The following is a 26,827-nucleotide window of genomic DNA, read 5'->3' as shown; positions in this document are numbered from 1 at the left end:
TTGTCTTTGCATATCGTTTTATATCAACCAGAAATCCCGGCCAACACTGGTAATATCGCCAGAACTTGCGCTGGTACAAATACAAGCTTACATCTAATCCGTCCTTTAGGGTTTTCAACGGACGACAAAATGTTAAAAAGAGCCGGACTAGATTATTGGAATAGTGTCGATATTACTTATTATGATTCGGCAGATGAGTTTTTTGAAAAGAACGTAGATAGCTCATTTTATTATATTGAAACATATGGTGATAAAGCTTATTCAGATTTTAATTTCAGTAATCCAGAAGAAGAGATTTTCTTTATTTTTGGTAAGGAAACAACGGGTATTCCTATGGAGCTAATTGAAGGGCATCAAGATCGTTGTTTGCGCATTCCACAAAGTGATAATGTACGTTCGTTAAATCTTTCAAATACAGCGGCAATATTAATATATGAGGCACTTCGTCAACAGCAATTCCCAGGATTAAAATAAAAAGAGGACAGCCTATAAGTAGGTTGTCCTCTTTTTATATGGTGGATTATTTTTCAGAAGTGCCTTGTTTGTCTTCGTATCCTGCAGTGAAAATTGCAGTTAAAAATGTGATACAAACACCAAGAATTAAAAGTAATTTCATGGAAGTACCCTCCTCATGTTTATCAAAAGTTCTCTATCAAGTATAGCCTACTTTGTATAAAAATGAAATAATCGCATGTTATAAAATTATGGCAGAAATCGTTCATTATTATTTGCAATGTGTGCATTACTTGAATAGGATGTAAGGAATATGAAAAGAATTACTAAGGAATGCATTTTTGTTAAGGGAGCGGATAAGGTGGATAAGTACGATCAAGAACCAGTAAACGGCTCGATGGCGACTTCTATGGAAGAGCTCAAACAATTAGGCAAGCAAATGGATAGAATGCGTGATGGAGAGGAACTTAAACGTGATGGACGTGTGCCAGATCCTGTACAATCAGATAAAGCACCCCCAATTGAAATAAGAAAAGATTAAAAAATGCCCATTGCATCCGATTATGCAATGGGCATTTTCTGTATTAGTGTGGTAAGAATATCAATTGGAATGCAAACAGGATAGCGAAAAGATAAAGTAATGGATGTACTTTTTTCGCTTCACCTTTAACAATTTTTAAAATTGGGTAAGTGATAAATCCGAAAGCAATACCTGTCGAAATACTTGAAGTAAGCGGCATGATTAAAATAATTAAGAAAGCAGGGAACGCTTCATCGAATTTACTCCATTCAATCCCTTTTACAGAGCCAATCATTAACGTACCTACAATAATTAATGTTGGAGAAGTAATCGCTGCAACACCTGATACAGCACCAACTAGTGGACCGAAGAATGAAGCGACAATGAATAGACCTGCGACGGTTAAACTAGTTAAACCTGTACGACCACCAGCAGCAACACCAGCTGAAGACTCAACAAATGCAGTCGTGGGACTTGTCCCAAACATAGAACCAAAAGTTGTAGCCACTGAGTCAGCTAATAATGCATGACGAGCGCGTGGTAATTTATCGCCCTTCATTAAACCGGCCTGCTTCGCAACGCCAACCATTGTACCTGTTGTATCAAATAATGTAACTAAAATGAATGAGAATACAACACCATACAATCCAAAAGAAATGACTTGGCTAAAAGCTTCAATTGGATTCCAAATTAAAACACCTTCAGGTAAATGAGGAAGTGCGACCACTTTAACAATATGTAACTGATTCGTTAATGCAGCAACGATACCTGTCGCAATCATACCGATAAATAATGCACCTTTGATATTACGTACCATTAAAATAACAGTAATAAATAAACCAAATAACGTTAGTAACACTCCAGGAGAAGTTAAATCACCTAGCATCACTAAGTTACTATCACTAGCGACAACAACTTTAGCCATACGCAAGCCAAGGAAGGCGATAAATAAACCAATACCTGCAGTAATTGCACGCTTTAAATTTTCTGGAATCGTCATAATTAGTTTTTCACGTAGTGGCGTTAAAGATAAAAGAATGAAAATAATACCTGCCACAAAGACAGCAGCAAAGGCTGTTAAATAATCAATTTTACCATCTGATGATAATACGACTGCATAAGTGAAATATGCATTCAATCCCATACCTGGAGCAATGGCAATTGGATAATTCGCACATAGCGCCATCCATAAAGTACCGATAACGGCAGAAATAATTGTCGCCATGAACACTTGGTCAAGTGGAACACCAGCGTCAGATAATATAATCGGATTCACAACAACGATATATATCATAGTCAGGAATGTAGTCATTCCTGCAATAAGTTCAGTTTTAACACTTGTACCATGTTCCTTCAAACGAAACATTTCAATACCCTCTTTCTTAAACACGAACAATTTTAACAACATTGAATATATTATTCGTTTATAGTGATGAATGCAACCCTTTTCCCCAAAGTCATTATTCTCGAAATTATTTGATTTCATTTGTATAATAAAATTATCCAATTGGAAGGAGTTTTGCTCAATGTTGAATATTACATCTACAAAAACTTTACATAACGAAGTGGAAATGCCACGCTTTGGACTAGGTGTTTTCAAAATGACAGATCGTGACGAGGCTCTTCAAGCTTTGACGACTGCAATTGATGCAGGCTATATCGCTATAGACACAGCGGCAATATACAAAAATGAAAAAGAGGTAGGCGAAGCAGTTAAAGCGTCTAGTGTTAAACGTGAAGACCTTTTCATCACCTCAAAAGTTTGGAACACAGACCAAGGCTATGACGAAACATTACGTGCTTTCGAAACTTCTTTAAAAACATTAGATATGGATTATTTAGATTTATATTTAACTCACTGGGCTGTACCAGAAAAATTTAAAGACACATATCGCGCAATTGAACGTCTTTATGATGAAAAGCTAATTCGTGCTACAGGTGTATCTAACCACCAAATTCATCATTTAGAAGAAATTTTTGTACAAGCTAATATCAAACCAATGGTAAACCAAATAGAATTACATCCTTACTTAACACAAGTGGAGTTACTAGACTTCTGCAAAGCAAACGACATTACTGTAACAGCATGGTCGCCATTAGGTAGAGGAAAAGTTTTAGAAGATGCAGTTATCGCAAGTATTGGTCAAAAATACAGTAAATCAATCGCACAAGTAATTATCCGTTGGCATTTACAAAGCGACAACATCGTTATTCCTAAATCAGTAACACCAAGTCGCATTGAAGAAAACGCACAAGTATTCGACTTCGAATTAACAACCGAAGACATGAAACAAATCGACGCACTAAACAAAGACGAAAGAACAGGCTCGCACCCGGACCATTTTAAATTTTAAATGCTGAAGGCGCTTGTTCAACGGCGACAAGCGTTGTAGTTCTCGAATCAAAGTCATCTTTACAGACTTTGACCGAGAGAACGGAAACGACCTCGAGCCGTTAGCGCCTGAAGCTGGATATCATGATTAAATGCTGAAGCGGCCCGAGTGGCAAAAGAAAAGCCCTGAGTCAACGAAGCCGAGCCCTGAGTCATCGAAGCCAAGCTCAGAGTCAACAAAGCTGAGCTCAGAGTCAACGAAGCCAAGCTCTGAGTCATCGAAGCTGAGCTCAGAGTCAACGAAGCCAAGCCCTGAGTCATCGAAGCCGAGCTCTGAGTCAACGAAGCCAAGCCCTGAGTCATCGAAGCTGAGCTCAGAGTCAACGAAGCCGAGCTCTGAATCATCGAGGCCGAGCTCTGAGTCAACGAAGCCGAGCTCTGAGTCAACGAAGCTAAGCTCTGAGTCAACGAAGCCAAGCTCCAAAGCTCCAAAGTAAGCCAAATAAACATCAATACAATTTCTAATTGCAGGGCAGTTGCGATCATTGTTTTATTTACCCTAATCATCATGCTCCTTTGCGGTTAAATTTTTGGTAGTATTTAATGCAAAAGCCTCCTTCACTTTTAAGTGTGAAGGAGGCTTTTCGGATTTAATTATTTATCAAGGATTTCCATTCTTGTGCCTGTGAATGGATGGATGAATTTTAGTTTTCTTGCATGAAGTGAATAGTCACCAGATGCGGTTTCTCTAGCATCATATAAAGTGTCACCAACAATTGGGTGACCGATATATGCAAGATGGACACGGATTTGGTGTGTGCGTCCAGTTTCTAATACAAGATTGACTACTGTTGAATGTTCCAAATGGCGTACAACTTCGAAATTCGTAATAGCCATTTGCCCTTCAGGTGAAACGCGTCGGCGAGTACCGTGGTGACGATCTTTGGCGATCGGGCCTCGAATCGTCCCTTGACGTTCCTTCATATGACCTTGTACTTCAGCTTCATAGACGCGGACAATTTTTTTCTCTTCTAACAAGCGGTCAAAAATTGATTTAGCTATTGGATGTTTAGCTACTAGTAATAATCCAGATGTACCTTGGTCAAGTCTGTGAGCATGCTCTGCATAAACGCCGCCTTGGTCTTGGACATATTTCATCACATGATTCATACATGTGTCACGGTCCCATACATCATTTGGATGTGTTGCCATGCCCTTTGGTTTAGAGACGATTAGGCAATCTTGATCTTCATATATTACTTTTACGTCACAATCTAAAGTTGCTTCATAAGAAGATTCAGGAACATCTAATGTCACCACAATTTCTGTACCTTTTGTACGAGGGAGCTTCCATTGTAAAAGTTCGCCGTTTGTATCTGAAATGGCTTTTGTCATACGTAGTTCGTGTACTGTTTTTTTGCCGAGCTTCCATTGGTCACGTAGTAGTTCATCGATTGTTTGGCCTTCTTGTTGAATTGAGTAAGTCCATGATTGTTTCATCAGTATTCCTCCAATAAAAGAAGGATTATGTTGTTTATACAACATAATCCTTTTTAGTTGTATTATTTCGCGAGATTGGTCTGTTTTAAAAAGGCTTTGAAAGTAGCCTTATCTGCGTCACCTGACATGCGGTTCACTTCTTTACCATCTTTGAAGTAAGCAAGTGTTGGTGTACCTTCAATATTGTACTTGTCCCCCACATCGTATTCAAGCAAGTTTACTTGATCGATATGCACGCCTAAATCTTTTGCAACAGGCATTAATTTTGGTGTTGCTTGTTTACAGTGTATACACTCTGGACTGAAGAAGTATACCACGGCCGAATCACCTTTAGATAGCTTTTTCTCAAGATTTGTAGGTGTGATAATATTTTGATAGTTCTCGTCAGTTAATAAATTGATGGTTGATTGTTTTATATTGTCTTTGTCAATGTCATAAGGATTGGTTGCTAATTTTGCTTTATTACTTTGATTGTTTAAGAAGAAGATTAATCCGAATAGTACAACGATGACGCTGGCAATGATTAATAGCTTTTTCAATTATTGTTCCTCCTTAGATGCTTTTAATAAGTAAAAGCTTGCTCCAGCAATTAATACGAATGCTATTAATGCAAGGAATGGGATGGTGATGAATCCAAGCCAATTAATGTAATCACCAGTACAAGGTACGCGGCCACATGTAGTTGCGGAACTACTTAAAAATTCGAATTTTTGAATACCGTAATGATAGATAGAAATGCAACCACCGATAATGGCGAAAACAGCTGTTGTTACAGCAATACGTGCATTTTTTTGAATATATGCAACTGTTGTGATGATGACAATTGGATACATTAAAATACGTTGGTACCAACATAGCTTACAAGGCTCATATTGTTGGATTTCCGAAAAATACAAGGAGCCTAGCATTGCGACGAATGAAACAACCCATATGAATAGCAAACTATTTTCAATTTTTTTTGTCATAATATATCTCCTGTTAATACAGTATTTACCTATAGATTATAGAGGGAATGATAATATAAGTAAAATAATTTAACCTTGACTTAAACTTCTCTATAATAAAAATAAGGAATTTACTTTTATGAATATGATGACCGCCATACAAGATCTGGTGTAACTGATAATGGGTATATTACCAACTATAACAAAAAATAGGTATAATTTATACGGAATAGAGGTCATGGTAAATCCAGATTATCGCAGTATGAAAGTTGTACAAGGTCTTTATGATGCACGAAAAGATTTAGCACGTCAATTTAATCTAAAATCTACTATTACCCAGGGGCGTATACCAAAGTTTCATAAACATGCGGATGAAATGTCACCGCGAGAATATGTAGCTCCTCATAAAATTTATGACCCCGTATGTATAGGGGATTATAAAATCTAGCATTGTGGATAACATAGTGCAAGGCTACATCTAGTTACGAGCGCTCTCACCGAGGGAATCTTCATGGGAAGTCAAAGAGCGATTTCACGTTGGTTTCGCAAGCGTTATCGGATGTAAACGAACGCTCCGTTCTCTAAACTCTCAGTCAAAAGAATGAGGGCTATTTCATGCGAATGTATGACAGGCAGTGGTATGATAATAGGTACAATATATTTATGGATAAAATAGAATGGAGGCAGTTACTTGCAGCCAAATGATCATTCTAATATTAGCTTGCTGAAGGAAATTGCCGAGCTATTGAACGAAGAAACTGAGATTCAAGCAATGCTCCAAGGTGCACTGCGAAAGTTTTTAGCAGGTACGAATTTTGAAACGGGCTGGATATTCTTTATTACTAATAAAGGGAAACATGAACTCATTGCGCATGATAATTTACCGCAAGCTTTGAAGCATAATCAATGTCATTTTCTAGAAAAAGGTGGTTGCTGGTGCTTATCAAAATATCGTAATAATGAGCTAAAAAAAGCGTCTAACATTATTGAATGTCAGCGTATTGAAAGTGCCAATGCTGCTGAGTTAGAAGGTGATGGAGGTATTACACATCATGCAACAGTGCCTTTGCAATCTGGACAAGAGCGTTTTGGGCTATTAAATGTAGCAACGCCAAATACCGTCAGTTTTACGGATGATGAATTAGCACTTTTAGAATCCGTGGCCTTCCAAATGGGGTCGGCTATTAAACGGATTTTGTTAACAAAACAAGAGCAGGAAATGGCGCTTGTACAAGAACGAAATCGGTTGGCAAGAGATTTACATGATTCAGTAAATCAGTTGTTGTTTTCTGTTACATTGACGTCTCGTGCTGGAATTGAAATGGCTGAGCAACCTGAAATGAAGGAAACGTTTAAGGAAATTCAGAATTTAACGCAAGAAGCTTTAACAGAGATGCGCGCATTAATTTGGCAACTGCGACCTAAAGGGTTAGAAAGTGGCTTAATGGAGGCTATTAAAGGCTATGCAGAGATGCTGGGCATTCAACTTTCTGTTAATGTCTCGGGTGTTTTAAAACTGCCTTCTCGTATTGAAGAAACGCTATTCCGTATTACACAGGAAGCGCTAAATAATGTACGCAAGCATTCGGGTGTTAAGAATGCAGAAATTTATATCATTATTACCCAAACTGATGTGTTGTTAGTTATTAAAGATGAAGGTAGAGGATTCCAGGTGGACTCACTTGTTAATTTGCCATCGATTGGATTGCAGAGCATGCGAGATCGAGCGAAGGCGCTAAGTGGCAAGGTTGATTGGGTGAGCAATCTTGGAAGAGGAACGGAAATTTTAATCCGTCTACCTTATTAAGGGGGGATTACGATGATTAGAGTATTAATCGCAGATGATCACCATGTTGTGAGAAGAGGATTATTATTTTTCTTAAAAACACAAAAGGATATTGAAGTTGTTGGTGAGGCTCAAAATGGTAAGGAAGCAGTTGAGTTAACGAATGAATTAAATCCAGATATCGTTTTAATGGATTTAGTTATGCCTGAATTGGATGGCATTCAAGCGACAAAACGTATTAAGGCGAAATTCCCCAACATACATGTGTTAATGCTAACGAGCTTTTCAGATAGTGATCATGTCATCCCAGCAATTGAAGCAGGAGCTGCTGGCTACCAATTGAAAGATATCGAACCAGATGAGCTTGTGACATCCATCCGAAGAATAATGGCAGGGGAGAATACATTGCATCCACAAGCGACGACTCAGCTTATTAAAAGTCGCGAGATGCAGGAGGATTTGCCGCATATGAAGCACCCTCTGACGCCTCGTGAACGTGATGTACTGGCTGAGTTAACGAAGGGCAAAAGTAATCGCGAAATTGCATCTTCACTTTTTGTTACAGAAAAAACAGTGAAGACACATATATCGAATATTTTCTCGAAACTGGAAGTGCAAGATCGTACGCAAGCGGCACTTTATGCAGTGAAACATGGTTTAACTGCATCGAGTGAGCAATAGAAGAAAAGCTGTCCCGTAGTCATTAATATGACTGAAGGGACAGCTTTTTTAACGTTTTTTCTGTGGTTTTTGGCGTAAGGTTTTTGAAACCTGCTTCCATTTATTCCGTTCAGTAATTTGTGCTTGTGCGTTTGCCTTTCGTTCTATATAGGCCAATTCACGCTTAAGCTTAACATAGCTATTGTAACGCTCGCGTATGAGCGTACCCTCTTGAATACTATTTTGTACGGCACATCCAGGTTCACGCTTATGCTCGCAATCTCTAAAGCGACAGTGCGCTGCCAATTCTTCAATATCCTTGAAGCTACTATCTAAGCTTTCACTTTGATCCCATAGTTGAAATTCACGCATGCCAGGCGTGTCGATTAGTAAGCCACCACCAGGGATTTTAAATAATTCACGGTGTGTCGTTGTATGGCGCCCTTTATCATCATCCTCGCGTACTTCTTGCACGTACATAACTTCAGTGCCACATAATGCATTTGTTAATGACGATTTGCCAACTCCTGATGAGCCTAAAAGTGCGGCAGTCTTACCATCCACAAGTAATTGTTGAAGTTCTGTAATGCCATCACCAGTAAAACTACTCACTGTGTAAATAGGTACACCAAAGGCAACTGATTCTGCCTCTTTAATGAATGGTGTTACATCTTCACATAAATCTTTTTTCGTTAAAACGATGATTGGAGTAGCACCAGAGTCCCAAGCTGCGATTAAATAGCGCTCTAATCTTCGAAGATTAAAATCTAAGTTCAAGCTCATAATTAAAAAGACGATGTCAACGTTGACTGCGATTAATTGCTCCACAGTAGTTGCCCCTGCGACTTTACGAGAGAACAAGGAAGTGCGTGGCAATACAGCATGAATAATTGCTTTTTCTTCACCAGGCATTTGTTCAACTAACACCCAATCACCAACTGCAGGGAAATCACGTCGTTCAAAAGCGGTATGTTGGAAGCTTCCAGAAGGACTAGAAAGCCATTCTCCTTGTTCCGTGATGACACGGTATGAGTGCTTATGTTCTAGTAATACACGTCCGGGAATTGTTTTCGCTAATTTATTTGAAGCTTGTGCAATTTTATATTGATCTTGCCAAGCTGAATTCCAACCGAAATCTTGTAATTTTGTCATTTTTAAATCCTCCTATTGTGTGTGTAGAGATATTGAGCTGAGGCGACTGTATTTTTGTAAGGCGCCTTCAGCATTAAGATAGATATCCAGCTTCAGCGGCCAGCCCCTCGAGGTCACTTCAGTCTCTCGGTCAAAGGCAAAAAGCGCCTTTGATTCGAGCCTTCCAGTGCTTGTCGGGGCTAAGCGGGCCGCTTCAGCATTTAAGATATCCAGCTTCAGGCGCTAACGGCTCGGGTCGTTTCAGTCGGGCGCTCAAAGTCAAAGAGCGACTTTGGTTTCCGCCTGCCAACGACCTCGCCGCTGTACGAGCGCCTTCAGCATTTAATCAAGATATCCAGCTTCAGCGGCCAGCCCCTCGAGGTCACTTCAGTCTCTCGGTCAAAGGCAAAAAGCGCCTTTGATTCGAGCCGTCCAGTGCTTGTCGGGGCTGAGCGGGCCGCTTCAGCATTTAAGATAAAAAAAAACTGTAGCTGCAAATCGGCAGCTACAGTTTATACACGCACAATAAAAGAAAGTATCCTTAAAAAGCATACGGATGGCGAGTATTTTGTAACAAACCGATTTGCAATGATGCAATGCTCATTAAATTTGTCATAAAACCTCACCTGCTTTCCTTAAAGTTGTATTCAGATTATCAAAATGGAAAAACAATGTCAACATAAATATTCATTTTTTCTCAAAAAATTACATTAACCCTGAATTATGTTTATGCACTAAACCGTCGGGCTCAATATGAACGAGTACGACGGTCAGTGGTTTTGCTAGCCTAATCGTATTTTCAATATCTTCGGTAATTTGATGGCTTTTCCAAACATCTAAGTCAGGATTAACAGTGACTGTTAAATCTACAAATACCATATTTCCATGGTTTCGGCCTTTAAAATCTGAGAGATGAATAACACCATCCACTTTGCGGACGAGTGCTGATAATGTTTCAACTTCTTCTTCATCAAAGCCATCAGTCAAAGTATGAACTGCCTCAAAGAATATTTCGTAGGCTGTTTTAATGATGATAACACCAACAATGATTGCCGTGATGGAATCGATGATTGGAAAACCGAAGATGGCACCAAAAATCCCAATTGCGGTACCGAAGCTAACAAGAGCATCTGAGCGATTATCGAGAGCAGCAGCTTTTACAGCTGAACTTTTTGTACGTTCAGACAAATTTAAATTATAGCGATAGACAAAATACATAATAATACCACTAACGATTGCAACGATTGCAGTTAACAGAGAAGGTGTAGAATGGTTGTTTTCAATAAAGCTTTTACCGGAATTGAACAACACTTGTAGCCCAACAACTGCCATGATAAACGATGCAATAAGCGAAGCAACTGTTTCAGCTCTTAAATGACCGTAGTGATGATCTCCATCTGGTGGCTTTTGTGAAATACGCAATCCTATAAGTACAGCAACAGAAGCAATAATATCTGTTGTATTATTTAGTCCATCAGCTTTTAATGCAGTAGACGCTCCTATAAAACCAATTGTAAGTTTAACTGAGCTGAGTAAAAGATACGTGGTAATACTGAGCCAAGCCCCTTTTTCTCCTTGTCTTAAATTTGTATATAAGTCCACAATGTTTCCCCCCTGCAAGACTTCTGAGCAACAGAAAACGACGCACACTGATTATAGTGTGCGTCGTTCCTTGTTTAATTTTTATGATTATACTTCTGAAGATGATTCTTTAGTTTTTTGGGACTCGTCGGTGATGTCGTCTGATAACTTAATAACTTCTAAGTATAAGATATGGTGACCATCTACATCTTTTACGATAAATTCATAGCCTTGTTCGGTAATGGCTTCGCCTTTAACGGCATCAAAGTTTTTGGTCATAAACCAACCTCCGATTGTATCGATGTCATTTTCTTCAATGTTAATGTTAAGGAAATCGTTAACGCTTTCGATTAACATTTTTGCATCAAAGATAAAATGATGATCAGCTACTTTACGAACTTCAGGAATTTCATCAGCATCAAATTCATCTTGAATATCACCGACAATTTCCTCGATAATATCTTCAATTGTTACAAGACCTGAAGTACCACCGTATTCATCCATTAAGATGGCCATATGAATACGTTCACGTTGTATTTTTAACAATAGGTCACTAACTGGTATTGTTTCGATGACGCGAATGATGGGCTGCATATATTCCAAAACTGATTTTGAGCCATTAGCTGGGTCTTTAATATAAGCAGTTAATAAGTGCTTCATATTGACGAGACCTACAATATGGTCTTTATCTCCATCAATAATTGGATAGCGTGTATATTGTTCAACACCCATCACTTCGAAAACTTCTTTAAGTGTCAATTCTTTTTCAATACCAATGATTTCAGTGCGAGGTACCATGATTTCTTTGGCAATACGATCGTCGAATTCAAAAATGCTATTCACATATTTATATTCAGACTGATTTATTTCGCCGCTTTTCAAGCTATCCGATAAAATAATACGTAATTCTTCTTCAGTCATTGCCACTTCTGATTCAGATACATCTTTTAGACCAAAAAGTGATGATAATGAGCGTGCTGAGAAGTTTAGCACTTTAATAAACGGATACATGAGGTTGTGGAACGTAATTAAAGGACTTGACGTCGCTAGTGCAACAGATTCAGCTTTTTGAATGGCTAACGTTTTCGGTGCTAGTTCACCTACTACAACGTGTATAAATGTCACGATAGAGAATGACAGTATGAAGGATAGAACTGATGTTACATTTCCTTCGAGTGTGAACAAATCAAATATCGGCTTTAATAAAATCGATATTGTCTCTTCACCAAGCCAACCAAGCCCTAGAGAAGTAATCGTAATCCCCAACTGGCAGGCGGATAAATATTCATCCAAATTAGATACTACTTTTTTAGCTTTTAATGCGTTTTTGTTACCTTCAGCTATAAGCTGATCAATTCGAGTTGTTCGGACTTTAACGATAGAAAATTCTGTTGCTACGAAAAAAGCCGAACATGCGATCAAGACAGCAAATGCTGTCAACCGTATGGCTATGTCCAAAGACTTCCTTTGTTCCAGACCCAAATGAGGGGAGAGAACAAAGTGTACACCTCCTGTGATATAAAAAATAGTTAAGTAATATAATGATATGATATCTAGCGTTAAAAAACAAATTATCTACTTGAACTTTTTTTGCTTATTAATGATAATGGATTACTGAAGAATGAAAATCTGTAAAAAGTTAGAGAATAATTAAATTATCCATTTTATTCTAAAGGTATTGACAATTCAAAATTCGAAGTGCTAATATTAAGAGGCACTAAATAATTTATGGAAATGGAGGTATGGATTATGAAAAAGTTAAGAAATTTATATGTACAACTAAATAATGAATCCACACCTACCCATTCAGCAGTTATGGCTGTAATTTAACTTATTTAAATAATTGGTATAGGTGTTGATACCTATATCTATTTTCAAAAGCGTACGCTCTGAAAAGGGTGTACGCTTTTTTTGTTGTCTTTTTAAGTGAATTACAAGTGCAAAGATCTAAAAGGGAGAGCTGAATATGTATATTCAAAAGCGGAAAAAGAAATTTAACAAGGATTCGATTGAAGACGGTTAGTGTAAAATCAGAACAAGAAAGTAGGAGTAATGAATGTTAGATGTTTTATTTAAATTAAAATGGTTTTTTAAAGAAAATTGGAAGCGTTACGCCATTGCAGTTGCATTATTAATAGTTGCTAACGTACTTGAAGTAACACCGCCTTGGATTATCGGTCAATCGATTGATGCAATCCACTCAGGTACATTGACGAACCAGTCCCTTGTGACGTATATCGTTGCGATGCTTGTCCTTATGGTAATGGCTTATGTCGTCAACTATGTATGGCAATATCAATTATTTGGAGGAGCGAATGTTATTGAGCGCAAGCTCCGTTCAAAGCTTATGACCAAATTTTTGAAAATGTCACCGCCCTTTTATGAACGTAACCGTACAGGAGATTTGATGGCGAGGTCAACAAATGATTTACGTGCTGTCTCTGAAACAGCTGGTTTTGGCATTATGACGTTAGTTGACTCGACACTATACTTATTAACAATTTTACTAACAATGGGCTTTCTCGTTTCATGGAAGTTAACTTTAGCAGCTGTCTTGCCATTACCGATACTTGCGATTATTATGCAAGTGCTAGGGAAAAAAATTCATGAACGGTATATGAAAGCGCAAGACGTTTTTGGCGAAATGAATGACAGCGTTCTTGAAGCGGTAGAGGGTGTCCGAGTTGTCCGTGCATATGTCCAAGAGCGTGCTACAGAAAAACAATTCAGTGATATGACAGAAGATGTTTATGAAAAAAATATGCATGTTGAGAAAATTGATGCACTATTCACCCCGATTACAAAGATTTTGACAGGTCTTAGTTATATGATAGGCCTTGGTTTTGGGGCTTATTTAGTTTCTAGGCAGGAAATGACTTTAGGAGAGCTTGTCACATTCAATGTTTACCTAGGTATGATCGTCTGGCCCATGTTTGCAATTGGTGAACTAATCAATGTTATGCAACGTGGTAATGCGTCACTTGACCGTGTACAGGAAACATTAGATGAGAAAGAGGACGTTGTTGATCCACACGCGCCGACGATTATTCAAAATCCGGAGTCAATTGTGTTTAAAGACGTGACATTCCAGTATCCACAATCATCTTCTATTAATCTTTCTAACCTTGAAGTTGCTTTGAAGAAAGGGCAAACACTTGGTATTGTTGGGAAAACAGGTAGTGGGAAAACGACGATTGTGAAACAGCTACTACGTGAATATCCGAATGGTCAAGGTGATTTAATGGTCTCAAATAGTCCTATTCATGACCAAACGAAGGAGCAAGTACGTAACTGGATCGGCTATGTACCTCAAGATCACGTGCTATTTTCTAGAACGGTGAAAGAAAATATTTTGTTCGGTAAATCAGATGCGACCGATGCAGAATTACAAGAGTCAATTCGTTTAGCAAATTTCGAACGGGATTTAGAAATGTTACCACTTGGTTTACAGACGTTAGTTGGTGAAAAAGGGGTTTCGTTATCTGGAGGGCAGAAGCAACGTATTTCGATTGCTCGCGCATTAATCCGCGATCCAGAAATTCTGATTTTGGACGATTCCTTGTCAGCGGTTGATGCTAAAACAGAGGCAACGATTATTCAAAATATCCAAACAGCTAGAAGTGATAAAACGACCATTATTGTTACACACCGCTTATCAGCAATTCAACATGCAGATTGGATTATTGTGTTAGAGGACGGTCGCATCGTTGAAGAAGGTACGCACGGAGCATTGCTTGCGGAAGAAGGCTGGTATAAAGAACAGCATGACCGTCAGCAAGTTGAGGGGGTGAAATAATGGGTACTGGTAAACGATTATTTCAATATGCATTAATGTATAAGAAGCTACTTATTTCAGGCCTATTATTATTAGCTATAGCAGTTGCTGCAGATTTAGCAGGTCCATTAGTAGCGAAGAAAATTATCGATGAACATATTGCGAATGCTGAGATTGCAAGCATTGAGTTTCAGCCTATTGCGATGTTATTAGCTATATTCTTTGGGTTAGCAGTTGTAGCGGCAATTTTCCGCTATGGTCAATATATGTTGCTCCAAATGGGTGCAAATCGTATTATTCAAAAAATGCGTAATGAAGTATATGAGCATATTCAAACATTACCGATTCGTTATTTTGATAATTTGCCTGCAGGGAAAGTAGTTGCACGTGTTACGAATGATACCGAGGCCATACGCGATTTGTTTGTAACAGTGTTATCACAATTTGCGACGAGTTTTATGACGATTTTCGGGATTTATATCGCGTTATTTTTCCTTGATTGGAAAATGGCGTTAATCGCATTATTTGTAATTCCAATTTTGATTGTCTGGATGATTGTGTATCGTAAGTATGCATCGAAGTACAATCATATCGTGCGAGGTAAAGTTTCGGATATGAACGGTATGATTAATGAATCGATTAATGGGATGACAATCATTCAAGCCTTTGGTCGTGAAAAGCAAATTGAAGCAGAGTTTGCCGCATTAAATGATGAGCATTATCGTTATCAAAATAAGCTATTAAATTTAGATGCAGCAACATCGCACAATTTAGTTGGTGTTATTCGAACAATCACTTTTGTACTATTTATCTGGTATTTTGGCAGTGCTGGGTTAGATGGCCTTACGGTTATTTCAGTAGGGTTGCTGTATGCGTTTGTTGATTATATTACACGTTTATTTAACCCGGTAACCGGGATAGTCAATCAGTTAGCGCGTCTAGAAAGAGCAAATGTGGCATCTGAACGTGTATTTGAGTTGCTTGATCAGCCGGGAGAGGTTGTAGTAGATACACGTATTCCACGTTATAAAGGTAATGTTCGCTTCGAGCATGTATGGTTTGCTTATAAGGAACAGGAATATGTGTTGAAGGATATTGATTTTGAGGCGAAACAAGGGGAGACAGTAGCGCTTGTTGGGCATACTGGTTCCGGAAAAAGTTCGATTATGAATTTACTTTTCAGCTTCTATGACATATCTAAAGGTGCCATTACAATTGACGGTATCAATATTAAGGAGCATTCGCGCCAAACAATTCGTGAGCATATGGGGATTGTTTTACAGGATCCGTATTTATTTACTGGAACGATTGAATCGAATGTTAGTTTAGGTGATTCACGGATTACGCGTGACACAGTGCAAAAAGCATTGGATGCAGTTGGTGGTGAACGTGTCTTGAAAAACTTACCGAAGGGCTTAGATGAGCCAGTGATTGAAAAAGGGAGTACATTATCTTCAGGTCAGCGTCAGTTGATTTCATTCGCTAGAGCGCTTGCCTTTGACCCGGCAATTTTAATCCTAGATGAAGCAACGTCGAATATTGATACGGAAACTGAGGAAATCATTCAGCACGCAATGGATGTACTGAAAAAGGGCCGTACGACTTTTATCATCGCACATAGACTTTCTACTATTAAGAATGCAGATCGTATTTTAGTATTAGACCGCGGTGAAATAGTAGAACAGGGTTCTCATGATGAGCTACTGAAACAAGGTGGCCGTTATGAACAAATGTATAAACTACAATCTGGAGAAAAAAATATCGGATAGATTATGCGATAAGCTGTTGTATATTTTGAGTTAAACTAAAAAGTAAGTAGAGAAAGAAGGAACTTAATGATATTTGAAGCGGATATTAATATAAGAAAAAAGTTATTTCCTATGTTCGAAGAAATGGATAGCACCATTATTCTTTCATGTCTTCAGGGGCATATGGGAACGGCTTGGGTTGATGATCTTGAAAATCCTACAGTCGCACAAATAACGGTTGGGATTTTTGTGTTTTATGCTGGAAATCCTAATACAAAGGAAGCGGAAGAACTACTTTACAATCTTCCCGATTATACTCTTGCTATTGTTCATACGGATGATTGGAAAAATCGTATAGAAACTATTCATAAAGGTTCTATAGAGAAATTTCAACGATATAGATTCAAAAAAAATCCTGAAAATCTAGATCGTCATCAGTTGCAGACCTTTATATCAGCATTACCAGAAGGATATGAACTAAAAAGAATAGATACAACTTTGGCAAAAGAACCAGCATTACATGAAATTTCAGAAGATTTTACAAGCCAATTTAACTCTATTGACGATTATATAAATAGGGGAGTAGGTTTTGGCATTTTGTATGATGAACAAATAGTATGTGCGGCAACATCATTTAGTATTTATAATGATGGAATTGAAATTGAGGTTGCTACAGATCCAAAGCATAGAAGAAAAGGCTTAGCAACTATAGTATCGTCTGCATTGATTTTAGATTGTCTTGATAGAGGTATGTATCCTAATTGGGATGCGGCGAATCTGGATTCTTCTATGTTAGCGCAGAAGCTGGGTTATATTTTGGAAGAGGAGTACGATACTTACTTTATTGATTATAAGAAGTAAATGTAAGATGATATGTGTATATTTAGGAATAAGAATTTCAACTTTCGTATTAGAGAATATTTGTGATAGTCATAAAAGAAGGCTGTTTTCGTAAACTTTGTTGTTTTGGTTAAATAGTGTTATTCAACAATCGGGCCATTTAATTGAATAAGTGAATATCTGCATCTGTTATAAAGATGCAGTTTTTTTATTAAAAAATGTTGTAACGAAATCAATAATTTTGTGATACATAGGTGAATGGCCAGACGGAAAAGGGAGGGTGGCAGTGGATAAGGACAATATATACCAAGATTATGGGGATTTTATTTTTAAATACTTGTTAACTTTGACAAACAACCTTGATTTAGCAGAGGAGCTAACTCAAGAAACATTTTATCAAGCGATTAAATCCATTAATAACTTTCACGATAATGGTAAAGCCAAGTTTTCCACGTGGCTCTGTGCAATTGCTAAAAACGTATGGCTGCAAGAATTAAACCATAAAAATAAAAACCAGCAATTGAAGGACTCACTAAAAAGTGAAAGCACAACATTTTACGACTTGGAAGATGAGTATATAAAAAACGAGGATAAAGTTATGTTTTTTAAAAAGGCTCATCAACTCAGTGAGGATAAACGAGAAATACTTTATTTAAGATTGTTGGGTGACTTATCGTTCAAAGAAATTGGTTCAATTTTTGAAAGGACAGAAAACTGGGCAAGAGTGACTTTTTATAGAGCAAAACTTGAAATCAGAAAGGGTGAGTAGGGTTATGAAACATAGTGTATTTAAGGATTTGGCTCCTGCTTATATTGATAAATTAACAAGTGAAGAAACAAACGAACAGATAGAAAAACATATGGATCAATGTGAAGAATGCCGAAATTATTTAAACAAAATGAAGGGAGATTTATTTTCAGAAGATGAAAATGAGAGAAGAAAAGATAAAAGGAACATTGATTATTTCAAAAAGGTACGCTCCAAAAATAGAAAAAAGATCTTAGTTATCGTATCATCACTACTAGCAATGTTTCTTGTTCTGATAACTGCTTATTACTTTGTGTTTGTAAATATGTGGCAAGCAAGTTCCAGTAATGTTGAAACAAACATTCAGAGTCAGGGCACTATGGCTACGCTCTTATTCAAAGCAAAAAAGGACAATCATTATATAATTTTAACAGATGCAAAAACAGATGAGGGATATACAGATACTATATTTGTGTATGAAAAAAGGAACGATTTCTCTACCCCAGCAAAACTCCTAAAAGATGGGAGTGGCATTTCTTTCACATTTGCAGATGAAAACACATTATTACTGTACAATGGGAAGAGGAAGAAACTAACGGATGAAGATAAGGTAACTATACAATATAAAGATAAAACCGATGTAATACCCATAAAAGATTTATATGATAAAGGTAACGATGCTGAATGATTTAAAAATGGGATAGAAGTTATACCGCAAACGGGCGCGATTGTTGTATAGCCCAACTTTTCTTTATAGCAACAATCTTTGAGAAAACAGCCTAAAAGAAAGACCCTTCAATTGCAAACTGCAATGAAGGGTCTATTTTAATGACCAAAACTAGTTCATTATTGCAGCGATGAAAATAGAAAGAACGAAGCAAAAAGTGATAGAAGTAAGCCAGTTCAATTTGGAAGTAGTTCCTAAGAAGACATTTAATAAGCCGCTAATTAAGAGTGATACGGAAAAGGAGAAGATTAAATAATAGAAGACTAAGGGCATTCAAGCATATCCTCCAACTCAAGAAATATAGTATGTTCTTTGTGAAGATTAGTGTATTTGATGAATATTACTATTGCAACTTTTCACCGATACTCGTATATTTAGGGAAGCGAATTAATGTGCGATAGAAAGAAGGTAGTTATTGTGAGCTGGTGGCAAGAGTGGTTGCATAGTATAAAATCATTTAATCGAAATATAAAATTGTTCATGCTTAGCAATATTCTCATTCAAATTGGGATGGGCGTTTTCGCTGTCATGTACAATTTATATATTCGAGAGTTAGGTATGGCAGAAGCTGTGAATGGTAATGTCATTGCGATGACAGCATTAGCAACAGCGATAATGTTAATTCCAGCGGGTCTATTAAGTGATCGCTTTGGTCGTAAGCGGGCACTCATTATCGGAACAGCTTTAACGGCATTCACTTTATTTTATAGGAGTATCGTAACTGTCGAGCAACCGATGCTTTGGGCAGCCTTTACAACTGGAATAGTATGGGCGCTAACACAAGTTTCAGGGGTACCATTTTTAGCTGAAAACTCCAAGGCTTCTGAAAGAATGAAGCTATTTAGCATTCACTTTTCTTTCATGACAATAGCAAGTGTCATAGGGACTTTACTTGGTGGTGTAGTGGCGGATGGGGCAAGCATATTGTTACAGATGTCTGCTGTTGAGGGGATTAGAATCTCATTATATAGTGGTGTCGTATTTTTTGTAATGGGACTATTCCCATTGCTTCGTTTGAAGATGGAAAAGAAAGTTTCGGTCGATGCAGCAGCTTCTGCAAAAGATTCTCTAGATGCGACGGAAAAGAATGCGAGCTTTAAAGGGAATGTAAAAGTAATCATATTATTTGGGTTAGCCCAGTTGATAATTGGTATAGGATCTGGACTTGTTATTCCATATTTGAATTTGTATTTTGCCAATCGTTTCGATGCATCCAACACGTATATCGGGTTGATTTTGGCGCTCGGATCAGCAATGACCGCGGTTGCAATGCTGATTGGACCTGCATTAGTGAAGCGCGTTGGTGAAGTAAAGGCAATTATTATCTTTCAATATTTATCCATTCCATTTTTGTTTTTGACCGCTTTTACGAGTTCTTTATTTATAGCATCGATTGGTTTTTTATTTCGCCAGGCGTTGATGAATGCGGCGAATCCGATTCAATCGGCCATCGCGATGGAGATCGTACATGATAAATACAAAGGTTTAGCGAATTCAGTAAATCAAATGGTATTTCAAGTCGGGTGGGCATCGATGGGGCTTCCAGCAGCATTTCTTGTCACGAAGTTTGGAAGCTATTGGGGTTATGCCTATACATTTACGATTACAGGTTTTTTATATTTGATTGCTTCAACGTATTTTTATATGGTATTTGGACGGAAAAAGAATGCGGCATAGCGATGAAATAAACTAATAATAATCTGAAGAAAACACCTTAGTATAGGTGTTTTTTTAGTTAAAAGGGTTAATAAGTTCATGGGAATAATCTTTTCATACATCAATTTCCATAGTCATTCATACACACTAAAATTCAAATACAGCCGCAAAACTGCTATTATAGAAATTAGTGTTTTTACAGGTTAATCAATTTCGAAGAGAGGAAGATATGTTCATGGGACAAGTAGTAGCTAAAATTGAAACGGTGCGCACAAACCTAATCATGACGAATAAAGCACGTGAAGGAATTTTAGCATGGTCAAAAGATGAGCATGCTTTTTTTCATCTACAAAAATCATTTTTAGTACATATTGAAAGAATGAGTAATTCCGCGCAAGGCGAGACAGCGATTACGATTTATTTTGATAATGAAGCAAATACCACTCTTGCCAAAAAGCTAGATAGTCGGGTGGCAGTGATGAATTGTATTGTGAAATATGAAGGATTATTAGCAACTAATTTTCGGGTCATCAGTGCGAGGGTGCCTGTTCGAACAAATAGAAGATATGCTACAAAGTTAGAATTTGTGACAGCACATAAAAATACTGTAGGAATGCCGATAGAGCTCCATTCTAAAATTCGAGAATTACCAATAGCAGAAGAAAGAACAGAGTATGTAAGAAAACGTATTTCCAGCTGGGAAGGCTATTTGAAAATTCAAGAACGAGATGCCACGATTGAGGATATGACAGCATCGTTTTCTAAGTTTACGGTCAATGAAGATTTCAGTAGAATGACATTGAATTGTAGTGGCTTAAAAGACAATGAATGGAATAAAGCTAAGGGATTAAGTGCGAAATTCAAAGGCTCCCGAGATGAGCTTGGTGAAGTATTAAAGGTAAATCGCGGTAACAAAACAGTGGAAATAGAACTGCGACCATATATTAGAGAGCGACTTCGCAAAAATCAGCTAAAGCCAAAGACAAAGGAAGTCGTTTTTAGTAATTTCGCTACATTAAGTCAGATTAGAAGATTGCGTAAAGGTTTTGCTGATTTAGAAAAAGGATTAGCGGCTAATGCTAATCTCGAAAAGATTTTATTCGAAGACCGCCCAAGAATTCAAGCACCAAAAAGACGTGCAAAACTTGATTTCCACAATCAGTTGAATGAATTTCAGCAGGAAGCGGTTACTGGTGCGATGTCGGCTGAAGATTTATATGTTATTCAAGGTCCACCAGGCACAGGGAAAACAACCGTTATTTCTGAAATTTGTCAGCAAAATGCCAAAGCCGGTTTGCGAACGCTTGTGGCCTCACAATCTAACTTAGCTGTTGATAACGCATTGAGTAGACTACTTTCCAATAAAGACATTCGAATTTTACGCTTTGGACGAACAGAAAGTATTGAAGAAGAGGGCAAGAAATTCATCGAAGAAAATGTAGCGCAATATTGGAAGGACCAAACGTTACGAGATCTGGAGCAGGAGCTAGAGAAGCATGCTGATCAGGAAACGAAACTCACTGCAACATTAGCGACAGGTGAAAAAGAATTACAAACATTAGAAGCACAGCTTCTATTTATAAAAGAAAAATTAGTAGAACAGCAGCAGGCAAAAGTCGATTATAAAGTAATAAATGAAGATATTCAAAAGCTTAAAAAGACGTTAGGGGCATTAAGAAGAGAACTTCGGGAGCTTGAAGAGAACTTCGGGGACGTGGCAAACAAATATGAGCATGTCCTAAAAAAGGTGGAAGAATTAGAGCGATTTCTAGAAGCGAATGACTCTAGTGAACAATTACTCGAGCAGTTTAATCGAATAGTAAAAGAAATTGAACAAACGAGAAATCAGTTGCTATATCGTCAAGTTGAAGAAGAGTTAAATAGTGTCAACGAAGCGCTAAGCGTATCACGTACTGAATATATTTCATGGCAAAGAAATGTCTTAGAGCTACATCAATTGCAACATAATTTGGAACACTTTACTAAAGTCGATGAATTAACTAGTTTTATGCAGCAGTATGAAATTCCAATGGGTTTTATCATCGAACGTCAACTTGATGCATTCGAAAAAATTAAAAATCAAATGGTTAGTTATCACGATTGGATGGCGTTAAATAATAAGCTAAAAGCCGCGATTGACTATGTAGAGAAAAAAATGGGCCCAGCTGCTCAAATTATTTTGCAACAAGTAAACTCGCGTCCAGCGGATAGTTACTCTTCTTATTCTATTCGTGAAGTACATGAAGCGATTGACCAAATGAAACAATTTTTGCTAACAGAAAAAGTAGTAAATCCAGAACAGCTAAAGCGTCATTTAGAAAGACTGTATTTTAGACGGAAATTCGTTTGGGAACAAGGTGTCGTCCTACAACAGTTAAAACAGGAAGCTATTAGAGTTTTTGAGATGATCAAAAAAGAAGTAGCTAAACAAACAACACAAGTATTAACAACAGCGCAGCAAAAGAAAAGCACTTTAACGAATAAAGGGATGTTACTAAAAAATAAGCAAGCTTTGGTACAAGAACGATATGATCAGCTAAAGTCGAAGCGGTCTGAGGATGTTACCTCTGGCAATAGAGAGCAGCTTAAAGCGATATTGCACAAGCTAGAAGCGGAAGCACAGCATATTAAAACGATCCATCAAGCTGTCTTGCAAAAGATCCCACAATTAGCGCAAATGCAGCAGCAACACCAAATGCTAACAGAGCAACGCACAGTTACAGCAAATCAAATAGAAGAAAAGAAGCAAGCGATGAAAGAGGTAAATTCACAAGGCTTACAGCAGGAGAAGGATTTAAAAGCTTTAGAAGAAATTCTTGAACAAGATTTTCAGGATCAGCAATTACAAATAGATTATGCAATTAAAAAGCTTTCTGAAAAAATAACGAAGCTCCAGCATAATAAAATACAGCTACCTATTAAACAGGCGTTACAAAATCAATGGTATACATTACTGCAAGAGGCGAATGAGCATGATTTAGATGAAATTCGTAAACTGTATGTGAGACATGCGAATGTTATCGGAACAACATGTGTAGCTTCAGCGAGAAAAGAATTTATGGAGAATTATCCAACCTTTGATGTAGTCATTATTGATGAAGTATCAAAAGCGACACCTCCAGAATTATTACTACCAATGTTAAAAGGGAAAAAGGTTATCCTAGTAGGGGATCATCACCAGCTTCCACCATTAGTAGGTGATGATACATTAGAAGAAACATTAAAGGCGATTATTGAAGAAAGTGATACGATTGAGGAAAGTGCAGAGCTGAAAAAATTACTCAAAGAGTCTTTATTCGAACGCCTCTTCAAAAATCTCCCTAGAGACAATAAACAGATGCTTGCGATTCAATATCGTATGCACGCGGATATTATGAAAACAATTACCCCGTTTTATGAGAATGAAGATGACCAATTGCAATGTGGTCTAATCGATTCAAATAATGTGCGAGATCATTTCTTAGATGGGCATTATGTAAAACGAGCGAATCACTTATTATGGCTAGATATTCCAAATAAAAAGCCCTATTTTGAAGAGCAAATGAAAAATGGTAAAAGCCGATTCAACCAAGGTGAATTGGATACGATCCGCCATATGCTTTTAGATTTAGAGCATACAACAGAAATGGCTAAAGCATCTGGGGATATGCAGCCAAATGAGCTGAAAAGCGTAGGTGTCATTAGTTTTTACGGGGAACAAGTTAAGAAAATAGATCGCCTATTGCAACAGGAACTTCACCTAAAGCATTTACATCTTCGTACTGGAACGGTTGATAAATTCCAAGGGATGGAAATGGATGTCATTATCGTCAGTATGGTCCGTAATACACAAAATAGAAGTGGCGATATTGGTTTTGCTAATGATTATCGCCGTTTAAATGTAGCCCTATCACGTGCCAGAGAACTACTCATTCTTGTAGGTAGTACAGAAATGTTTACACAAAGAGCGAAGCATAAAAATGCACGAGACATGTACAGTCAATTATTAGAAACAGTGAAAGAACAAAATGGCCTCCGAGATCAAGATGGCAATGTGAAATAGTAATAGTGAGAGGAGAGCCGAGTATGCAAGCACTTGAAAAACGATTAAAAAGAGAAGTTTTACAAAATGGTAAAGTAGAGATTTTAGCATCTTCTAGTTGGTGTGTACCTGTCCAATCGATTGATGTCACGTATCAACCAGTGAAGCGCTTGAAAATGGATTTATTAATGAAAATGACGCTACTAACTTTCCAACAAGCTGAAATTGCGAATGCTGACGAGCTAAGTGAGCTACTGCTTGTAGAGGAGCTTTTCATTCAGGACCTTTTGAGAAATTTAACGGGAACCGGTTTAATCGAAAAGGGCGAGATGTACTACCATTTAACATCTAAAGGGATGATGCAACTTGAAAATGGCATCTATGAAGAAGAGCAGGAACAGGAAACACAGCAACTTCTTTACAGTGCTTGTCACGAAGTTTTCCTGCCAGTAGATATTGACCAAATGGATGAGTATGACGAGTTACCGGATCTATTCCGATATGCTTCCGAGGAGCCTGATGGGTCATTAACGTTTGTAGAGGAAGAATTAATAGAAGTACTTCAAAATAGCCGCGAGCCTGAAGAAGAAGGCGAGGAACAAACGGTGATTACTGAAATTTTATCGAAAGAAACACAGCAGATTAATGATATACCTTGTCTTGAATTTATCTTGTATGATCGTGATAAAGACCTTCTTTTCGCCAGAGTTTGGAACACCTTGCTGTCGCAGTGGGATGACAAGTTGGAAAAGCAGCTAGTTGAAAAAGAAGTTGTTAAGTGGCGAGAATATTATTTGAAGGCCTAGCTGAAAATTATTAATAGTATAGACATTATTATGAGGAGCTCCTTGAAGGCGCGTACTTATAATAATGTCTTTTTTATTACGTGCAATAAATTCTCTATTGTAGCGCGGTATTCAAGGATTTAATGCGCGTCTGTTGTATAGATGGTAAAATGAAATATATTCCTTTTATGTTATATATTAGGTAATGGAGTGAGAGGATATTCGATGGAGATTTGTATTGAACAAAGGAGGAGACATTTATGAAGCGGTTACTATTGGCTACTTGTTTAGCCGCTGTTGCAATAGCGGGGTGTAGCGAGACAACTGAAAAGGAAATAAGTAAAAATTCGATTCAACATCTTGAACTCACAGGCCGAGAAAGCAGTTTGATTCAAGCAATCGCAGGTTCCTCAAACAATCCAATATTTCTACATGAATTTAAAGTAGAGGAGAAGTGGAAGTCACTAAGCATATGGCTGGAGAAGTATGAATATGGTCAGTTGAAAGACAAAGATCTAGCACGCATTTATGTAGGCATTAAAGAAAAAGGAGATCTGGTTGTTAGTTTTCGGAAAACACCTGGTGAATCTTCCGATACTATCGTCAAAATAGCTGTACTTGATGACAAGGGAAGTTCCTCCACTGAAACAAGTATAAAACTGCCCAAATATGATTCATTTGCTTGGGGGGAAGTTGTTACAGATAAAGTGGAATTAGCTCAAGACATGATATTAGCACAGATGATTTTTCCAGATAATGATGAAAGTATCTCTATTGGTCATACAGATTTATACAATGATCCAGTTGCATTGGTCGAAGCAACCACCGACTATCCCGCTGTCTATTTTGTGCGTTGTTCATTTTCTGAGAAAGATAAAGGTGAATAGAGTTTTTCAGAATGGGCTGAGGTAGATAGGTTCAGTGTTCTAATTATTATTACTCTATAAAAAGGAGTTAAGGAGATTAGAAATGAAAATGATATGTAGTCAATGTCAAAGTGAAATTGATAGAAGATTGTCAAGTCTATGTTGAGGGGTGCATGTATAGCATTAAAGTTATTGCTAAAAGAAGAGAGCTTTTCAAAAGCAAATCTGCAAAACCGAAAGCGGCAGTATGTCCAAATTGCGGATATGTAGCATTATGAATATAAAAACTTTGCGGAGTGAATTTAGATGTGGAGAAGTATCAAAGATGAGTCATAGAAGATAGGCTCCGAGTCATAACAGATGGAGGGCGAGTCATAGAAGTGAGGGCTTGAGTCATAACAGATGGGGTGAGTCATAGAAGATAAGCTCCGAGTCATAACAGATGGAGGGCGAGTCATAGAAGTTAGAGCTTGAGTCATAATAGTTGGGGCGAGTCATAGAAGATAAGCTCCGAGTCATAACAGATGGAGGGCGAGTCATAGAAGTGAGGGCTTGAGTCATCGTAGCTAAACGGGTTGCTTCAGCATTTAGATAAAATATCCAACTTCCGGCGCTAGCTGCTCGCGACGTTTCAGCCGGGCGCTCAAAGTCAAAGAGCGACTTTGGCTTCCGTTTTCCAACGTGTTTCGCAGCTGGAAGAGCGCCTTCAGTATTAAGATAAGATATCCAGCTTCAGGCGCTAACGGCTCGAGGT

General features: G+C 37.8%; 22 protein-coding genes and 1 pseudogene. 15 read left to right on the top strand and 8 right to left on the bottom strand.

What is annotated here, in order from left to right; translation table 11 throughout:
* Positions 1-474, top strand: coding sequence for a tRNA (uridine(34)/cytosine(34)/5-carboxymethylaminomethyluridine(34)-2'-O)-methyltransferase TrmL (trmL, locus tag JFL43_RS19310; RefSeq protein WP_100795931.1), 474 nt, complete (start codon positions 1-3; stop codon positions 472-474).
* A 292-nt stretch (positions 475-766) separates the two neighbouring features.
* Positions 767-994: a hypothetical protein gene (locus tag JFL43_RS19305; protein WP_200750305.1), complete on the top strand. Its 228-nt coding sequence runs from the start codon at positions 767-769 to the stop codon at positions 992-994.
* Positions 995-1,037: 43 nt separating this feature from the next.
* Here the strand turns inward: JFL43_RS19305 and JFL43_RS19300 are convergent, their stop codons facing one another.
* Positions 1,038-2,339, bottom strand: a complete 1,302-nt coding sequence (locus tag JFL43_RS19300) for an NCS2 family permease (RefSeq protein WP_200750280.1) — start codon at positions 2,337-2,339, stop codon at positions 1,038-1,040.
* Positions 2,340-2,499: 160 nt separating this feature from the next.
* On the opposite strand from JFL43_RS19300, the gene JFL43_RS19295 reads away from it, so the two are divergent.
* Positions 2,500-3,327, top strand: a complete 828-nt coding sequence (locus JFL43_RS19295; protein ID WP_234447898.1) for an aldo/keto reductase — start codon at positions 2,500-2,502, stop codon at positions 3,325-3,327.
* Positions 3,328-3,453: 126 nt separating this feature from the next.
* On the opposite strand, the gene JFL43_RS19290 is transcribed toward JFL43_RS19295, so the two are convergent.
* From JFL43_RS19290 to JFL43_RS19275, 4 genes are all read right to left on the bottom strand, one after another.
* A complete protein-coding gene (locus JFL43_RS19290; protein ID WP_200750279.1) occupies positions 3,454-3,807 on the bottom strand; it encodes a hypothetical protein in 354 nt (117 codons plus the stop codon).
* Between the two features lie 152 nt (positions 3,808-3,959).
* Positions 3,960-4,805, bottom strand: a complete 846-nt coding sequence (locus tag JFL43_RS19285) for an RluA family pseudouridine synthase (RefSeq protein WP_100795936.1) — start codon at positions 4,803-4,805, stop codon at positions 3,960-3,962.
* A 62-nt stretch (positions 4,806-4,867) separates the two neighbouring features.
* A complete protein-coding gene (locus JFL43_RS19280; RefSeq protein WP_200750278.1) occupies positions 4,868-5,344 on the bottom strand; it encodes a thioredoxin family protein in 477 nt (158 codons plus the stop codon).
* Entirely contained in the window at positions 5,345-5,770 is a 426-nt protein-coding gene (locus JFL43_RS19275) for a disulfide oxidoreductase (protein ID WP_200750277.1), read from the bottom strand. It abuts the gene before it with no gap.
* Between the two features lie 108 nt (positions 5,771-5,878).
* On the opposite strand from JFL43_RS19275, the pseudogene JFL43_RS19270 reads away from it, so the two are divergent.
* The 3 genes and pseudogenes from JFL43_RS19270 to JFL43_RS19260 form a co-directional block, all read left to right on the top strand.
* Positions 5,879-6,173: pseudogene (locus tag JFL43_RS19270) on the top strand (carbon-nitrogen hydrolase); the annotation flags it as partial.
* Between the two features lie 267 nt (positions 6,174-6,440).
* Complete coding sequence (locus JFL43_RS19265) at positions 6,441-7,556, top strand: GAF domain-containing sensor histidine kinase (protein WP_200750276.1); 1,116 nt, start codon at positions 6,441-6,443, stop codon at positions 7,554-7,556.
* Positions 7,557-7,568: 12 nt separating this feature from the next.
* On the top strand, positions 7,569-8,216 hold the full coding sequence (locus JFL43_RS19260; protein ID WP_200750275.1) for a response regulator transcription factor: 648 nt from the start codon (positions 7,569-7,571) through the stop codon (positions 8,214-8,216).
* A 48-nt stretch (positions 8,217-8,264) separates the two neighbouring features.
* Here JFL43_RS19260 and rsgA read toward each other — a convergent pair whose 3' ends face one another.
* From rsgA to JFL43_RS19245, 3 genes are all read right to left on the bottom strand, one after another.
* The gene (gene rsgA, locus JFL43_RS19255; RefSeq protein ID WP_200750274.1) at positions 8,265-9,347 is read right to left on the bottom strand and encodes a ribosome small subunit-dependent GTPase A; all 1,083 of its coding nucleotides are present in this window, start codon (positions 9,345-9,347) and stop codon (positions 8,265-8,267) included.
* 684 nt (positions 9,348-10,031) lie between these two features.
* Complete coding sequence (locus tag JFL43_RS19250) at positions 10,032-10,928, bottom strand: cation diffusion facilitator family transporter (RefSeq protein ID WP_200750273.1); 897 nt, start codon at positions 10,926-10,928, stop codon at positions 10,032-10,034.
* An 87-nt stretch (positions 10,929-11,015) separates the two neighbouring features.
* A complete protein-coding gene (locus JFL43_RS19245; RefSeq protein WP_234447897.1) occupies positions 11,016-12,365 on the bottom strand; it encodes a hemolysin family protein in 1,350 nt (449 codons plus the stop codon).
* Positions 12,366-12,963: 598 nt separating this feature from the next.
* On the opposite strand from JFL43_RS19245, the gene JFL43_RS19240 reads away from it, so the two are divergent.
* The 9 genes from JFL43_RS19240 to JFL43_RS19200 all read left to right on the top strand — a co-directional run bounded on the left by JFL43_RS19240 (position 12,964) and on the right by JFL43_RS19200 (position 26,094).
* Positions 12,964-14,703, top strand: coding sequence for an ABC transporter ATP-binding protein (locus JFL43_RS19240; RefSeq protein ID WP_200750272.1), 1,740 nt, complete (start codon positions 12,964-12,966; stop codon positions 14,701-14,703).
* Entirely contained in the window at positions 14,703-16,451 is a 1,749-nt protein-coding gene (locus JFL43_RS19235) for an ABC transporter ATP-binding protein (RefSeq protein ID WP_200750271.1), read from the top strand. Before JFL43_RS19240 ends, JFL43_RS19235 begins: the two co-directional genes overlap by 1 nt.
* Before the next feature lie 66 nt (positions 16,452-16,517).
* Entirely contained in the window at positions 16,518-17,291 is a 774-nt protein-coding gene (locus JFL43_RS19230) for a GNAT family N-acetyltransferase (protein WP_200750270.1), read from the top strand.
* A gap of 265 nt (positions 17,292-17,556) precedes the next feature.
* Entirely contained in the window at positions 17,557-18,039 is a 483-nt protein-coding gene (locus JFL43_RS19225; protein WP_034290651.1) for an RNA polymerase sigma factor, read from the top strand.
* A 4-nt stretch (positions 18,040-18,043) separates the two neighbouring features.
* Positions 18,044-18,706 (top strand): zf-HC2 domain-containing protein, encoded by a 663-nt coding sequence (locus JFL43_RS19220; protein WP_200750269.1) that lies wholly within the window; start codon positions 18,044-18,046, stop codon positions 18,704-18,706.
* Between the two features lie 453 nt (positions 18,707-19,159).
* On the top strand, positions 19,160-20,422 hold the full coding sequence (locus JFL43_RS19215; RefSeq protein WP_407702004.1) for an MFS transporter: 1,263 nt from the start codon (positions 19,160-19,162) through the stop codon (positions 20,420-20,422).
* A gap of 214 nt (positions 20,423-20,636) precedes the next feature.
* The gene (locus JFL43_RS19210) at positions 20,637-24,443 is read left to right on the top strand and encodes an AAA domain-containing protein (protein ID WP_200750267.1); all 3,807 of its coding nucleotides are present in this window, start codon (positions 20,637-20,639) and stop codon (positions 24,441-24,443) included.
* Between the two features lie 23 nt (positions 24,444-24,466).
* Complete coding sequence (locus JFL43_RS19205) at positions 24,467-25,228, top strand: hypothetical protein (RefSeq protein ID WP_200750266.1); 762 nt, start codon at positions 24,467-24,469, stop codon at positions 25,226-25,228.
* Positions 25,229-25,467: 239 nt separating this feature from the next.
* Positions 25,468-26,094 (top strand): hypothetical protein, encoded by a 627-nt coding sequence (locus JFL43_RS19200; RefSeq protein ID WP_200750265.1) that lies wholly within the window; start codon positions 25,468-25,470, stop codon positions 26,092-26,094.
* Positions 26,095-26,827: the final 733 nt, after the last annotated feature.

This window comes from Viridibacillus soli (assembly GCF_016612995.1).
Lineage (GTDB): Bacteria > Bacillota > Bacilli > Bacillales_A > Planococcaceae > Viridibacillus > Viridibacillus soli.
This window is presented reverse-complemented; position numbering and strand designations above follow the sequence as displayed.